Below are 13,772 nucleotides of genomic sequence, written 5' to 3' on the forward strand. Positions count from 1 at the left end.
TATATTTTTGATAAAACGAATTTGCCATAACTAACCGCATTTTTATACGGACTTACCTGTGTTCAAAGATCTTAGCAGTCGTAATGATGGCAGCAAGCCTTCTGTGTCTACAATCGGCTTCACTGCCATTTCTTAATTTATCAATCGAAAATTCCCCATGAAGCTGCAATGGATTGACTGGTCTATCATCGCTGCCTATTTACTGCTGATGGTCTTATTGGGGTTCTGGTTCAGAAAAAAAGCCAGGCAGAATCAACAGTCCTATCTCCTGGGTGGAAAATCCCTCCCCTGGTATATGCTGGGACTTAGTGATGCCTCTGATATGTTTGACATCAGCGGCACCATGTGGATGGTGGCTTTATGTTTTGTTTATGGAATGAAAAGTATCTGGATCCCCTGGTTATGGCCGGTGTTTAACCAGGTATTCATGATGATGTTCCTGTCTAAGTGGCTGCGGCGTTCCAATGCTGATACCGGAGCAGCCTGGCTGACGACGAGATTCGGGCATGCCGGAAAAGGAGTAAGAGGCTCGCACAATGTAGTGGTGGCATTTGCATTGCTCAGTTGCTTCGGATTTCTTGCCTATGGTTTCATTGGCCTCGGAAAATTCATCGAGATTTTTGTTCCCTGGCACCTGGTGCAGCAATATATTCCTTTCAGCGTATCGCCTCAATATGTTCCGCATTTCTATGGGATCATTTTTACGCTGTTTGCTATGTTCTACTCAATCCTTGGAGGCATGCACAGCATCGTGCTGGGTGATTTTATCAAGTACCTGATCATGACGGTCGCCTGCATTGCTGTGGCCATCATTGCCATAAAGCACCTGCACCGGCCGGGCATTCAGCTGCATACGCCAAAAGGCTGGACAAATCCCTTTTTCGGATGGAAACTGGACCTGGACTGGAATGCCATTGCGCCTGCAGCAAATGACAAGATCAGGGGAGATGGTTATGGTTTGTTCGGCATCTTTTTTATGATGATGCTTTTTAAGGGTTATTTCGCCAGCCTGGCGGGCCCGGCGCCCAACTACGATATGCAGAAAGTGCTGAGCACCAGGTCGCCGAAGGACGCCAGTAAAATGAGCGGGTTCGTCTCGATCATCCTGCTTCCCGTTCGTTATTCCCTGATCATTGGGCTCACCGTACTGGCCTTGCTATATTATAACCAGTTACCCCTGCAGGGCGCGGATGGTATTACAGATTTCGAAAGGATTCTGCCCGCGGCCATCAATAGTTTCCTCCCCACCGGTATACTTGGCCTCGTGCTGACAGGTTTGCTGGGAGCCTTCATGGGTACCTTTTCCGGCACCCTGAATGCCGCACAGGCGTACATCGTGAATGACATCTACCTGAAATACATTAACCCCGGTGCACCAACCCGCACCATCATCCGCACCAACTATATCGTTGGGGTCATCGTCGTTTCTATCGGTGTGATACTGGGATTTTTTGCAAAGGATGTAAACACCGTACTTCAAATTATCGTAGGGGCACTGTATGGGGGATACATCGCCGCAAATGTTCTGAAATGGTATTGGTGGCGCTTTAATGCGCATGGGTTTTTCTGGGGAATGCTTTCGGGTATCCTAGCAGGCCTCGTTTGCAGCATGGTGTATACGGGGTTATCGCTGTATTATTTCCCGGCATTGCTCGTGATCTCGCTGGCCGGTGCCGTTGCCGGAACCTATACAGCCCCTCCAACTGAAGAAGCTGTACTGATAAATTTTTATAAAACGGTCAGGCCCTGGGGATGGTGGGAACCGGTGCGGAAAAAAGTGCTGGCTGAGGACCCCGCATTTCCGGTGAACCGGAATTTCAGGCTTGATATGTTCAATGTAGTGCTGGGAATTATTGCGCAGTGCTGCCTTACGATTTTGCCCATGTACCTCGTGTTGTGGTTAAAGACCCCGCTGATGATTACCATCGGGATACTGGCGGTGATCATCTTTATTCTGAAAAAAACCTGGTGGAACAAATTGGAAAACTAACGCCAAAAAATCTTGTGATGAAACAGAACTATAACCGCAGATTGGAAAAGTTGCAGGAAGAACACCGGAGATTGCTGGAAAGGGAAAATTTCCCGCAAAAGGAAAGCAACGGCATCATTCAACGGTATCAATACCCCGTATTGACTGCGGAACATACTCCGTTATTCTGGCGATATGACCTCCGGTATGAATCAAATCCACACCTGATGGAGCGGTTCGGCATCAATGCTGTGTTCAATGCCGGTGCTATCAAATTCAATGACCGGTATTGCCTGGTGGCAAGGGTGGAAGGTGCGGACCGGAAATCATTCTTTGCCATCGCGGAAAGTCCCAACGGTATCGATAATTTCAGATTCCATGACTACCCGGTACGCCTGCCGGAAACCGCAATACCGGATACGAATGTTTATGATATGCGGCTCGTGGCACATGAAGATGGATGGATCTATGGCCTCTTTTGCACGGAACGCAGGGATCAGTCGGTTGGGGAGGCAGATCAGTCCGCCGCCATTGCCCAGTGCGGCATAGCCCGCACAAAAGATCTGGAAAGCTGGGAAAGACTTCCTGACCTGGTAACAGCCTCACCGCAGCAACGAAATGTAGTGCTGCATCCCGAATTTGTTCAGGGTAAATATGCATTCTATACAAGGCCCCAGGATGGATTTATCGATGCCGGAAGTGGAGGTGGAATCGGCTTCGGACTTTGTGATGATATTTCCCGTGCGGTGATCCATAAAGAAGTTATTGTTGACCGCAAGCGTTATCATACAGTGTATGAATCCAAGAATGGTCTCGGCCCGGCGCCAATAAAAACTTCGGAAGGCTGGTTGCATCTTGCCCATGGGGTTAGAAACACAGCAGCGGGTCTCCGATATGTTTTGTATCTTTTTCTCACCGACCTGGCCCAACCTGAAAAAGTTATTGCGAAACCGGCAGGTTATTTCATGGCTCCTGAAGGTGAAGAACGGACCGGTGATGTTTCCAATGTATTGTTCAGCAACGGCTGGATAGTGGAGGAGGATGGTACCGTACTGATCTATTACGCAGCTTCGGATTCGCGGATGCACGTGGCCGTGAGCAGTATCGCCCTGTTACTGGAATATGTAAGGCAGACTGCACCGGACGGATATACGTCCGCAACATCCGTAGATACACTTTGCCGGATCATCGATAGCAACCTGCAGGTAGCCGCGCAGGTCGGTTAAACCGAAACCAATATGCTGTTTCAACGATTGCAGCGGGAACTCCTTAATGAACTGGAAGCTATCCTGCAGTATTGGGCCATGCACATGCCAGACAACCGGTACGGTGGTTTTTATGGCCGAATTGATGAAAACAACTATGTCGTGCAGGGAGCTCCCAAAGGCGCCGTACTCAACGCCAGGATTTGCTGGACTTTCGCGGCTGCCCACCGGATCCGGCCGAACAAGGAGTGGCTCGCGCTTTCACAACGGGCTTACCATTATCTCAACCGTTTTTTTATCGACCCGGTATATGGTGGGGTTTGCTGGACAGTTGATCACACCGGGAGACCACTGGATACCAAAAAGCAGGTTTATGCCATTGCGTTTGTGCTCTATGCCTGCGCAGCGTATTACCGGGCATCTGAGGATGAACAGGCATTAACGGATGCCTGGAGCCTTTACCAGCAACTGGAGCAGTATTGTCTTGACCAGGAATACGGCGGTTACGGCGAAGCGTGGTCGCGTGAATGGGGCCGGCTCGACGACCTCCGCCTGAGTAAAAAGGATGCCAACGAAGCGAAAAGCATGAACACGCATCTGCATGTGTTAGAGGCATATGCAGCACTCTATCAGTGCCGGCCTGATCCCCGGTTGAAACAATCCATTGTTTCCCTGCTCAACCTGTTTGATCAGCATATCATTGACAGGGCTACGGGTCACCTGCACCTGTTCTTTGCTGCCAACTGGGAATTGCGGTCTTCCACCATCTCATACGGGCATGATATTGAAGCAGGCTGGCTGCTGCTTGAAGCAGCAACCATTACCGGCGATGCCGGCCTTGTCGAAATTTTCCGCCGCCGCGCCGTAAAGCTCACGAATGCTGCTTTGCGGGGAATGGATGCTGATGGTGGATTATGGTATGAGTATGAACCTTCCACCCAGCATCTTGTACAGGAAAAGCACTGGTGGCCCCAGGCAGAAGCACTCGTCGGACTGTTTAATGCCTGGCAGGTGACACTGGATGAATCTTACCTGCAACAGGTACTTGCCACCTGGAAATTCATCCAGCAGAAAATAAAAGACAAAGTGCATGGCGAATGGTTCTGGGGTGTTGATGCCAATGGACTTCCATTGCCCAACCAGGACAAAGCAGGTCTCTGGAAATGTCCCTACCACAATGGCCGGGCCTGCATCGAACTGCTCGAACGGATTCAAACCGGAATTGTTCACACACCAGTTGCCTCCTAACCCCTTATATTTACGTTCCATTTGTATAGTATGAAATATGCTTTGATGATGCTTTGCGCATCGGTTCTGGTAGCCATGTCTCTTCCCGCAAGAAAAAAGAAAGTGATTTTTTTCGGTGATTCCATCACACAGGCTGGTGTGGAAAAAGGAGGGTATATCACCCGCATCGGAGAAAACCTGCAGAAGCAGGGAAAAGGCGCAGACTACGAACTGATTGGCTCGGGAATCGGTGGAAATAAAGTGTATGATCTGTATCTCCGCATGGACAGTGACGTGCTGGCGAAAAAGCCGGACATAGTTTTCGTATATGTAGGAGTGAACGATGTGTGGCATAAAACCCTGCTGGGAACAGGTACTGATCTGGACAAGTTCACCAGGTTCTATTCGGCGCTCCTACGCAAAATCAAAGCAGCAAATGCGAAAGTGATCATGGTGACTCCTGCTGTAATCGGTGAAAAGAAGGATGGTGACAATGCGCAGGATAAAGACCTGGACATTTACAGCCAGGCGCTGCGGGATCTCGCAGCACAGGAGCAATGCCCGCTGGTGGATCTCAGGAAAATCTTCCTGGATTTCAATATACAGCACAATACAGGCAACGAGGCAAAAGGTATCCTGACTACCGATGGCGTTCACCTGAATGACACCGGTAACCAGCTGGTAGCGGATAAAATGACTGAATCACTCTTAAACCTGAAGTAACCAGATGTATACGCCCTCACCTCACCGGTACCAGAACATAAGTTATCGTCGATGTGGAAACAGTGGCCTGTTGCTGCCGCCAATTTCACTTGGACTGTGGCATAATTTCGGCGGAGTAGACGTTTTTGAACAGGGGCGTGCGATCATTCGCGCAGCCTTTGACAATGGCATAACCCATATCGATCTTGCCAATAATTACGGGCCGCCGCCAGGTTCAGCCGAATCCAATTTCGGAGAGATTCTGAAAAAAGATTTTACTGGCTACCTGCGCGATGAGTTAATCATCTCCACCAAAGCAGGTTATACTATGTGGGAAGGTCCTTACGGCGATTGGGGTTCCAGGAAATACCTGGTCTCCAGCCTGGACCAGAGCCTGAAACGCATGGGCCTGGAATACGTGGACATTTTCTATTCACACCGGCCTGATCCCAACACCCCGCTGGAAGAGACCATGATGGCCCTCGATCAGATTGTACGAAGCGGTAAAGCCCTTTATGCCGGTATTTCCAATTACAATGCCGATCAATCCGCCAGGGCAATGGCAATTCTGCGGGAACTGGGAACACCCTGTCTTATCCACCAGGCCCGGTATTCTTTATTTGACCGGTGGGTGGAAGACGGGCTGCTGGAAGTGCTGAAAGAGCAGGGGGCAGGCTGTATAGCATTTTCTCCGCTTGCACAGGGGCTACTGACCGACAAATACCTGAAAGAAATTCCTGTCGATTCCAGGATGGCAAAATCACATGGTCACCTGCAGCAATCTGCGCTTACTCCCGCAACGCACACCGCCATACGCGCACTTCATGCGCTGGCAGTTTCACGGGGACAAACACTGTCGCAACTGGCGCTGGCCTGGTTGCTGCACGATCAGCGGCTGACCTCTGTGATTATTGGCGTCAGCTCTGTTACCCAGTTACATCAGAACCTGGCAACGCTTGAGCATACGGCATTTGATGAAGAAACGCTACGGGCGATCGAGAACATTCTGAATGAAAGGAAAAAAGAAACCGCTGCCTGATCTGAACAGGACAGCGGTTGTACATGATAAACCAACTTATTTATAGCTGCTTGCTGGCTTCTTTTTTGCGGACCGTCGTTGTACCACCGCCATCGAGCGTGAGGTTGACGGGCTGATTGGTTTTCCAGTTTCCGCGGGTGAAATCCGGCACATCCACTGAACGGCTTCTTTTAGCCACAGATGCTTCTGATAATGGTGCCACGGCGCTCCAGAGCGCTGCATCGTAAACGTCCTGATCCAGCGGGAGTCCGTTGCGCAGGCAGTCGATCAGGCGCCAGTCCATGATGAAATCCATACCGCCGTGACCGCCAACGGATTTTGCAATATTGCCAATATGTTTCACAATGGGAAGGGTATATTTTTCTTCCAGTGACTTCATTTCCGATTCATTCACCCATTCATCGTTGAAGGCAATTTTCGCAGGGTCGGGCCATTTCTGTGCCATGCCTTTTGTTCCGCTCAGGAGATGAATGCGGGAGTATGGGCGGGGAGAAGTGACGTCATGCTGTACCATGATGGTTTTGCCTTTCATGGTACGGATAAGCGTCGTATTCATATTCCCCCTGAATTTCTGCGTGGTAAACTCGTTGTAAAAGGGGTCTTTGGCAGCCAGTTCCTTTGCATGGGCCTGCATCTGGAAATCATTGCTGCTCATGGCCACGAGGTGATCCATCTGATCACCGCGGTTGATATTCATGCATTGTGCGATCGGTCCAAGGCCATGGGTGGGATAGAGATTGCCGTTCCTTTTGCCGTTTTCGCGGAGGCGCCACATGTCCGCATATCCCTTTTTATTGAAATTCAGGTCGAGCAGGTTGTGGATATATGCCCCTTCTGCATGCACCAATTCTCCGAACAGCCCATTTCTGGCCATATTCAGGGTAAGGAGCTCAAAGAAATCATAACAGCAGTTCTCGAGCATCATGCAATGCTTGCGCGTCTTTTCAGAAGTTTCTACCAGCTGCCAGCATTCATCAAGGGTAACTGCAGCAGGAACTTCGGATGCAGCATGTTTGCCATGATTCATTGCATATACAGCAATCGGCGTATGCAGGATCCAGGGAGTCGTGATATAAATCAGGTCAATATCAGCACTCTCGCACATTGCTTTGTAACCCTCTTCACCGGAGTATTCCCTGGCTTCGGGAAGCCCCGCTTTGGTGAGGATGTTCTGCGCTTTCTTTACGCGGTCAGGATACTTGTCGCAAAGCGCCTTGATCTCCACGCCTTCAATAAAACTCATGCGTTCAACCGCCCCTGGTCCACGCATACCGAGTCCTACAAACCCGATACGTACCTTATCCAGTTTCGGTGCCGCATAGCCGCACATGTTGAATCTGCCAGCCCGGGCTACTGCTTCACGGGATGCCAGTTCCATGGCGTCACTTTCATTCGCCCAGGATGGAAGGCCACTGATCAGGGCGCCGGTGCCCAGGGTGATATCACGCAGGAAATGTCTGCGGTTCGAGCTCATTTGTTTGTATTTATGTGTTGATGCAATATTTTTTCCAGTTCGGGTTCTTCCCGCTGTAATTTCTTCAGCAGGTCAATCTGGTTGAGCGCCCTGTAGTAATTATGACCCGGGTAGCGGGCACCATAATAAATATCGTCATTAAAGTGATCAGCAAGAAAACGGATCGCCTGCATGTAGATCATGATCTTTCCGGCAAATATGAACGAACGTTTTTCCGCCATGGTCAGTTCATCCCGCATTTCCACCAGGTAACCTTTTACAATGGCTTCAAAGATCTCCTTACGGATATGATTTAAACTCAGATCGGTCTCTTCCTCACTCACTGGTGAAAGATACGTGCGGAGCATGTCGCCGGCATCACTGAAAAAATGGCCGGGCATCATGGTGTCGAGATCGATCACACACATGCCTTTGTTGTTTCTGTCGAGCAATACATTACTGATCTTGGTATCATGATGCATCACCCGGATTTTGTATGCCGGATCATTACAAATGCTGTCGTAGCCACTTACAATGAACGTAAATGCTTCAATGTCCTCGATGGCTTTCCCTGACGCTGCGATCCTTTCGCGGTTTCCTTTAATGAGCGATTGCCGGAACTGGTCGTACCGCAATCGAAGGTTATGAAAGTCGGGGATCGTAATGTGCAGCGCACTTGGATTCAGTTCACTCAGCCTGGCCGCAAAACGGCCGAACTGAAGGGCTGCTTCGTAGGCCTCATCCGGGTTTTCCACCACATCCAGTGAAGTAGAGCCTTTTACAAACGGGCTCAACCGGTAATAACCCATTCCTTCCACAAATGCCAGTTCCTGGCGTGATTTTGTCTGAATAGGCAATACAAAGGGGTAATCCGGATGGTTTTTGCGGAGATAGTCGCCGATCTTCCTCACATTATCTGCAATTTTCTGGGGATCACGGAATACCTGCTGATTGATTCGCTGGAGTATATAATCCTGGCTCCCGGTAAAAACGCGCCAGGTGGTGTTGATGAGGCCGGAACCATATGGTTCAGTTCTTCCATCGGTAAGGTTAATGGCAAATTCCGGTAAGACGGATGTAACCAAATCTGATTGTTCTATTGATATCATTCTGCGACTAACTTAGAATTTAGTCATCAGGTTTTGGTATGCAACCGTTTGCCCAAAAATGAATATCCCGTCGCAGGAGATTTACTCAATCGTTTGCTTATGTAATCTGGCTGCTGCAATGCCCTTTTCCGCATAGGGGTTTCCGGGGTTGATGCGCAGGTCTTCCCTGAAGACAGTTTCCGCTTCTTTGAATTTTTTGCTCTTCAGCAGCAGGTTCCCCCACCAGTGCCGGGCGGGAAGTAACCAGTCTCTCGGCTCGTCATAAATCATGGCATCTTCCGCTTTTGCCGCTGCCTCATAGGTTTTCAGTGCCGCTTTAGTATTCTTTTCGTTTTCTTCTATAGCTCCCTTAAGGATGAGCAACCCTACCCGCGAGCCGCTGGCCGGGGCATTGATGGGGCCGAGGGGCGCATAAAGGCCACTATCCTTTTTCAGGATCGCTTCAGCGCTTTCCAGTTCCTGCCTTGCTTCTTTGGTCCGTTGTGTGTTGGCATAAGCCACCCCTTTGCTAAAATGCTGTAACAGCCTGGCATAGGTGAGGCTGTCTGACATGTCGGGCTGGTCCAGGATCTCGTCCCAGCGCTGGAAGGCTACCCGGATAAACTCGGGAGTCATGTAGATATACTGCATGTAATAGCCGAATACCGGCATGGCGAGATATTCGTAGGGAATCGCTGCCTGACAGTCTTTTCCGTAACGGAGCGCAGTGGTATAATCATTCTGATTGATCGCGCAGGCTGCCTGCATATGCCTGTTGTGATATTCGTACAGGTCTGCCTTGTTAACGACATCAGGAAAGAGACCTTTATAGTGCAGGTAGGCTTTGACTGCGGTATCGTTAACTTTTATGCCTTCCTGGTACCGGCCTGTCCTTACATAGATGTGGGAAGGCATGTGAAGCATGTGGGAGAGGGCGGGTGTCAGGGTTCCCAGGCGATCGGCGCTGGGTGCAGCGTGTTCGGGATGCGGGGATGCCTCAACCACATGGATATAATAGTGATTCAGCCCCGGATGCATCGGCGCATCTTTGAGCGAGCTTTCGAGCAGTTTGACCAATGCCGGCGTCCAGGCGCGGGGATTGCCATCGGTTGTCCAGAAATCCCAGGGATGCAATAACATGTACGCGTCTACCGTCAATGCATTAACGTCGGCGACAGGAAATTTTTTGCTGAGTGCCTCCATGGCTTTGGCATAGGTCTCATTTAACTGCGCCTGGTTGGCACTGCTGTCGCCGGTATATCTTGTATCCATCGCTGAAATCAATGCCTTTTCGGTCTCACTGGCATTGTCAAGATGCCGTTTGGCTTTCTGAACAGCCTGCCAGGCATCATGGGAAGCTACGTAGCCAAAATCATTGATGTTTGGGCCAAGTGCCAGCGCTTCACCCCAGTACAGCATCGCACAGGCAGAATCGAATTGCTGCGCTTTCCGGAATGAGGGGACGGATTCAATGATATGGAAACCGTAATAACAATTGATTCCCTGGTTAAAATAAAACTGGGCGCTGTCGCTGGTGGTGGAGATTTTCCATTTCCAGATGCCGCTGCCCGGTAACGGTATCATTACATCGGCAAGTTCTTCAATGTTCAGTGTGCGCCAGTCAGGAGTGCAGGAGATTGCCGTAAGGGCTACTTTTTTGCGCGCTTTTTCAATTTCATCGGAAGGTTTGGTGGCTGAGCTTTCCGGGAACAGCGGAAATGATACCAGTAGTGTGCTGTACACCATGAAAGCCCAGATCATAAGAGGGTTCATGAAAAGTTAGTTTCCGGATAAGATACAAAAATCAGCCGGTTTACTACCCCTGTTTTTTCCATTGTTTTTTCTGGTGAGCCAGGTACCGGTCCAACAGAACAAGGGCCAGCACGATGTTAACCAGGATGAAAATATTGATATAGGTGTTATTGAAGATCCTTTCCAGGTGAAGGTCTTCTACTTTGAAGGGAATCCGGGTTCCGGAATCTGCTATTGTCCAGTTAATCTGTCCAAAGGCGTAAACCAGGAAACCCACGATCAAAAGCAGAAAGAAACCGCCAATGCCAAAGATGATCTTCTTATTGATATAGGAACCGGTTGCAGGAGCAATATGGTGGCGCATGATCTCTTCCATCACATTCCTGTTGAAACGGAGGGATGGTTCTTCCAGCGAGATGTCTTCCCCGAGGGAAACGCTGAATTGCAGCAGGTCTTCATATTTCTGCTTCCATTCCTTATCGTTGGCGATCAGGTTTTCGACGGTGGAACGCTCTGCAGCACTCAGGTGCCCGTCAATATATTCCCAAAGGAGGGAATCCATGGATGGATGTTCGTTCATATAAATCGTTTTAGCGCTCATCATGATGCGAGGTCACGCACCTCGGAAGCAAAATGTTTTTCCATTTTTTCTTTCAGCCTTTGCCTTGCCCGGAACAGGCGGACCTTGATGTTATTGGGTTCCTGACCCATAATCTGTGCAATTTCTTCCAGCGACTGTTCTCCTTTATAAAAGAGCGTAATCACCTGGGCATCGTCCGGACTCAGCATCGCGATTGCCTTATTGACCATTGCTGAGCGGGATTTTTGTTCCACCAGGTTTGCCGCCATGCCACTGTCAAGATTTTCTGCCTGGGCCAGCACTTTTTCGTTGTCCAGCGAATGGACTTCCAGCTTTTTCTTCCGCAGGAAGGTAATGCAGGTGGTTGTGGTAATGGTATACAACCAGGTGCTGAACTTACTATCCCCCCGGAAATCCCCGAGGCTCCGGTAGGCCTTGACGAATACATCCTGGGCCACTTCTTCGGCGTCTTCCCGGACTGGTAAATAGCGAAGCACTATGGTAAATACGAATCCCTGGTACTTTTTGACCAGTTCCGCATAGGCGCTTTGCTCGCCCCGCCGGACAAGACGGATGATATCGTTATCTGAAATCCCTATTTGCATCGACAAGCATATGACTACAACAGTATGAATCCGGTTACAGCAAATACAATTTACCCAAATTTTTGCCCTGGCTGTAACCTGACACTTCCAGCCGTAGTCAGATATTCCAGAAACAACAACAACTGAATATTTTAAATTAAACCTTTATGGACTCCGATGCACTGATTCTTGGAATTGTATTTCTTGGTTTTTTTACCATGATTTTTGGTCTTGTTTACCTGCGCAGCAGGGAAAATATGGCGATGATCGACCGCGGCATGAATCCCAAAGATGTAAAACCCCGGCCGGCCCCTTATAATAACCTTAAATATGGCCTGCTTCTGCTCGGATCAGGTATAGGGCTGGCGCTGGCCTACGTCATCACGCAGCATATGTTAAATACCGAAAACCCGGCACTCTGGTTTGCCTTTATCGCCATCGGCGGCGGTGCCGGCCTGATCGTTTCCTACAGGATTGAAAAGAAGGAAGTGCTGGATAAGCAATAGACCTTACACTAAAAACCTTGTCCAAAGCCCCGGTTCGGGGCTTTTATTTTTTATTGCCGATCACTTCCACTGCTTTTTCGATAGCCCTGTCGCCGTCGTTCATCACTTCAAAAAAGCCTTCGGAGCGCCATACATACCTGGCAATCAGTGCTTTCATCCGCTGGTTCAGGAAATAGCGGTCTTTTTCTGTAAGGCTGGCTACCGGTATTCCGGATTGTTTGGCAAAACGAAGGAAATCCTGCCAGTCCTTATCCGTCCACTGAAAATCCCTGACAAAACGCTGGGGTTGTTGGTAAGCTTTCAGCTTGTCTGCATTCGCCAGGTAGTAGAAGTAAGTAAAATTGTTGATCACATTGTTCTGGTAAAGTACCGTCACAATATTGCCGATGGCGGAGGTATCTGCGGCAACGAAATAATCGGGGGTAATACCGCCGCCGCCGTATACTGTTTTGCCACCATTTGTCTTATAAGCTTTGCCGTGTTCAGCGTGATTGCTGTCGGCATTTACCATTTCACCATGTTCATAACGCCGCACCAGGTCATTGTCGTAGTCATCCACGCCTTTGTCGTAGGGCTTCTGAATACTCCTTCCCGAAGGGGTATAATACCTGGCCACAGTCAGCCGCAGGGCAGATCCGTCACTGAGATCATACTGTTCCTGTACCAGTCCTTTTCCGAAGCTGCGCCGCCCTACAATTTCTGCACGATCCCAGTCCTGCAATGCACCAGCCAGTACCTCGCTGGCTGATGCGGATGCCTCATCGATGAGCAGCACTACTTTTCCTTTTTCAAAAAGTCCCGGACGTTTCGCACGGTATTCCTGGCGGGACACATGATTCCCCTCCGTATATACGATCAGTTTGTCGTCACTCAGAAACTCATCTGCCATATCAACCGCCTCACCCAGGATCCCCCCGCCATTGCTGCGGATATCCAGCACCAGGTCTTTCATCCCCATACCCTGGAGTTTCTCCAGCGACGCCATGAATTCCTCATAGGTTGTTTCCGCGAATTTGCTGATGCGGATATAGCCGGTTGAAGGTGTCAGCAGGTAGGCTGCATCCAAAGAAGGAAGAGGAATCAATCCTCTTGTTATGGTGAAGGGAAGTTTCTCTTTACCCCTTAAGATTTCCACCTGAACCGTTGAACCGCCGGGACCGCGTAATAATTTCTTAATACCCTCGGACGTGATCTTTCCGGCAACAGCTGAATCACCCACTTTCAGAAACTTGTCACCAATCATGAGGCCGGCTTTGGCACTGGGTCCGTCCGGCACCACGTTCATCACATTGACAGTATCATGGAAAATCTGGAATTCAATTCCGATGCCCTGAAAATTTCCCTGGAGATCTTCATTGATATCGGTGAGTCTTCTTGCCGGGATAAAACTGCTGTGAGGATCCAGCTTGGACAGCATGTCCTGAATGGCGTCATTGCCCAGTGTATCGGTGTCTACCTTGTCAACATATTTGAGCATCACCAGATCGAGCACTTCCTGCAGGGGCGACCGCTTCTTGCTGAACTGGAAAATACTGGTCGCGGTAATGGTGTTTTCCTTCAGTTTGTATCCCAATACCATGCCCAGCACCATTATGATGGAGAATAGAAAAGGTAGCCAAACCTGCAGTTTCTTTTTTTCGGGCATAGATTCCATTGTTCCGCAAATT

The 13,772-nt window shown here is 49.5% G+C and carries 12 protein-coding genes; 6 read left to right on the forward strand and 6 right to left on the reverse strand.

The features are described from left to right. Positions 1-157: 157 nt before the first annotated feature. The 5 genes from FPE01S_RS11620 to FPE01S_RS11640 are packed head-to-tail and all read left to right on the forward strand — an operon-like array spanning position 158 to position 6,142. Positions 158-1,990, forward strand: coding sequence for a sodium:solute symporter family protein (locus FPE01S_RS11620; RefSeq protein ID WP_046369164.1), 1,833 nt, complete (start codon positions 158-160; stop codon positions 1,988-1,990). Positions 1,991-2,007: 17 nt separating this feature from the next. After that, positions 2,008-3,195 carry a glycoside hydrolase family 130 protein gene (locus tag FPE01S_RS11625; protein WP_046369165.1) on the forward strand — a complete coding sequence of 396 codons (1,188 nt, stop codon included), beginning with the start codon at positions 2,008-2,010 and terminating at the stop codon, positions 3,193-3,195. A gap of 12 nt (positions 3,196-3,207) precedes the next feature. Further along, positions 3,208-4,422, forward strand: coding sequence for an AGE family epimerase/isomerase (locus FPE01S_RS11630; protein ID WP_046369166.1), 1,215 nt, complete (start codon positions 3,208-3,210; stop codon positions 4,420-4,422). 30 nt (positions 4,423-4,452) lie between these two features. After that, the gene (locus tag FPE01S_RS11635; protein WP_046369167.1) at positions 4,453-5,124 is read left to right on the forward strand and encodes an SGNH/GDSL hydrolase family protein; all 672 of its coding nucleotides are present in this window, start codon (positions 4,453-4,455) and stop codon (positions 5,122-5,124) included. Positions 5,125-5,128: 4 nt separating this feature from the next. Further along, complete coding sequence (locus FPE01S_RS11640) at positions 5,129-6,142, forward strand: aldo/keto reductase (RefSeq protein WP_157474000.1); 1,014 nt, start codon at positions 5,129-5,131, stop codon at positions 6,140-6,142. Positions 6,143-6,182: 40 nt separating this feature from the next. Here the strand turns inward: FPE01S_RS11640 and FPE01S_RS11645 are convergent, their stop codons facing one another. The 5 genes from FPE01S_RS11645 to FPE01S_RS11665 form a co-directional block, all read right to left on the reverse strand. After that, positions 6,183-7,616 carry a Gfo/Idh/MocA family protein gene (locus tag FPE01S_RS11645; protein ID WP_046369168.1) on the reverse strand — a complete coding sequence of 478 codons (1,434 nt, stop codon included), beginning with the start codon at positions 7,614-7,616 and terminating at the stop codon, positions 6,183-6,185. After that, on the reverse strand, positions 7,613-8,680 hold the full coding sequence (locus FPE01S_RS11650; protein WP_046369835.1) for a phosphotransferase enzyme family protein: 1,068 nt from the start codon (positions 8,678-8,680) through the stop codon (positions 7,613-7,615). The genes FPE01S_RS11645 and FPE01S_RS11650 overlap by 4 nt, the downstream gene beginning before the upstream one ends. Positions 8,681-8,785: 105 nt before the next feature. Further along, positions 8,786-10,456, reverse strand: a complete 1,671-nt coding sequence (locus tag FPE01S_RS11655) for a tetratricopeptide repeat protein (protein ID WP_157474001.1) — start codon at positions 10,454-10,456, stop codon at positions 8,786-8,788. A gap of 43 nt (positions 10,457-10,499) precedes the next feature. Next, positions 10,500-11,015, reverse strand: coding sequence for an anti-sigma factor family protein (locus FPE01S_RS11660; protein ID WP_157474002.1), 516 nt, complete (start codon positions 11,013-11,015; stop codon positions 10,500-10,502). Between the two features lie 20 nt (positions 11,016-11,035). Next, complete coding sequence (locus FPE01S_RS11665; protein WP_046369170.1) at positions 11,036-11,620, reverse strand: RNA polymerase sigma factor; 585 nt, start codon at positions 11,618-11,620, stop codon at positions 11,036-11,038. 146 nt (positions 11,621-11,766) lie between these two features. Between FPE01S_RS11665 and FPE01S_RS11670 the strand changes: the two genes are divergently transcribed. Further along, positions 11,767-12,105 (forward strand): DUF6249 domain-containing protein, encoded by a 339-nt coding sequence (locus tag FPE01S_RS11670; RefSeq protein WP_052955724.1) that lies wholly within the window; start codon positions 11,767-11,769, stop codon positions 12,103-12,105. 43 nt (positions 12,106-12,148) lie between these two features. Here FPE01S_RS11670 and FPE01S_RS11675 read toward each other — a convergent pair whose 3' ends face one another. After that, positions 12,149-13,750: a S41 family peptidase gene (locus FPE01S_RS11675; protein ID WP_046369171.1), complete on the reverse strand. Its 1,602-nt coding sequence runs from the start codon at positions 13,748-13,750 to the stop codon at positions 12,149-12,151. Positions 13,751-13,772 lie beyond the last annotated feature (22 nt).

Origin of the sequence: Flavihumibacter petaseus NBRC 106054, assembly GCF_000974785.1 — a bacterium.
Classification (GTDB): Bacteria; Bacteroidota; Bacteroidia; order Chitinophagales; family Chitinophagaceae; genus Flavihumibacter; species Flavihumibacter petaseus.